Origin of the sequence: Microcoleus sp. Pol12B4 (genome assembly GCF_036701385.1) — a bacterium.
Taxonomy (GTDB): domain Bacteria; phylum Cyanobacteriota; class Cyanobacteriia; order Cyanobacteriales; family Microcoleaceae; genus Microcoleus.
On sequence record NZ_JAUBQR010000426.1, the window covers coordinates 1 to 1,703 of the forward strand.

The 1,703-nt window shown below is 42.7% G+C and carries 1 protein-coding gene; it reads left to right on the plus strand.

What is annotated here, in order from left to right:
* The coding region (locus QUA38_RS28760; RefSeq protein ID WP_333167899.1) for an AAA family ATPase at window positions 1–1,703 on the plus strand (1,703 nt) is incomplete at both ends.

Genomic DNA, 1,703 nt, shown 5'->3' on the forward strand with positions numbered 1-1,703 from the left:
AAACAGATATCCTGAAAATTATTGATTTTGGCATTTCTACACTATTTACGCGGGAAAATCCCACAATTAAAAACCCAAATATTCTCGAAGGCACACTGGCTTATCTGTCACCCGAACAAACAGGCAGGATGAATCGGGCCCTCGACTACACTACAGACTTTTACTCTCTAGGCGCGACATTTTATCGAATACTAACTGGTTATTTACCTTTCGATACAAGCGATGCTTTAGAATTAGTACACTGCCACCTTGCCAAACAGCCTCTACCGCCTCACGAACTCGATCCCAATATACCCAAAGTTGTTTCTAACCTGATTGTGAAATTGTTAGCGAAAACAGCGGAGGAACGCTACCAGAGTGCCTTTGGCATCGCTGCCGATCTGGAAGAATGCCTCAGACAGTTTCAGCTTTGCGGAGAAATTGCAGATTTTCCGCTAGCCCAACAAGATTTTTCTGACAGGTTAAGTATACCGCAGAAACTTTACGGTAGAGAGGAAGAAATTGAAACATTATTATCAAACTTTGCGCGGATTGCCTCAGCAAATAGCTCAGAAGAACCGACACGTAAGTGCGTTGAGATGGTACTCGTGTCCGGCTATTCTGGTATCGGTAAGTCTGTGCTGGTACAGGAACTCTACAAGCCAATTACAGCTCGGCGAGGCTATTTTATTTCTGGTAAGTTCGAGCAGTTACAGCGCAATATTCCCTACTCTGCAATTGCTGCTGCTTTTCGCTCTCTCATACAGCAAATTTTAGCGGAAGATGAAGCACAGCTATTAGAATGGCGTACAAAACTACTGGCAGCATTTGCCTCTAACGGTCAAGCCATCGTTGACGTGATTCCTGAAGTAGAACTAATAGTTGGGCCTCAACCTCCGATTCAAAAACTGGAGCCGATGGAGGCGCAAAATCGGTTTAACTTGGTATTTCAAAAATTTGTTCGGGTGTTTTGCCAAACCTCACATCCACTGGTCATTTTTTTGGATGACTTACAGTGGGCAGACGCAGCTAGTTTAAAGTCTATCGAATTAATGTTGACTGACGAGCAGATGAAATATTTGCTCCTGATTGGTGCTTATCGAGACAATGAAGTTAGCCCCACCCACCCTTCAATCTTAACCCTCAATCGTTTAGAAAAAGAGGGAGTCATTCTCAATAGGATAACATTAGCCCCCTTAGCTGCTCCTCAAATCGCTCAATTGATTGCCGATACTCTCCACAGCAATCTAGAATTGGTAGAGCCACTAGCTGAGTTAATTTATCGCAAAACATCAGGTAATCCTTTCTTCGTCAATGAATTTCTCAAAACTATATATCAAGAAAATTTATTAAAGTTCGATTGGCAACAGCGTTGTTGGGTCTGGGATATCCCGCAAATCGAGGCTTTAGGTATCACAGAAAATGTTGTGGATTTGCTGATAGGTAAATTAAAAAAACTACCTGATGCGCCTCAGCAGGCGTTGCTTATGGCTGCCTGTATCGGGAATAGCTTCGATCTGAAAACGCTCTCTATAGTCTGTGAAAAATTCCTGACAGATACATTTGTAGATTTACTACCTGCTATCCAGTCCGGGCTGATTCAACCAACTTCATCGCTAGAAACTACCTTGAACAATCCTATCGATGCCTCTTTGATTATCCTGAATTATAAGTTTCAACACGATCGCGTCCAGCAAGCCGCCTATGCCTTGATTGATGAAAAT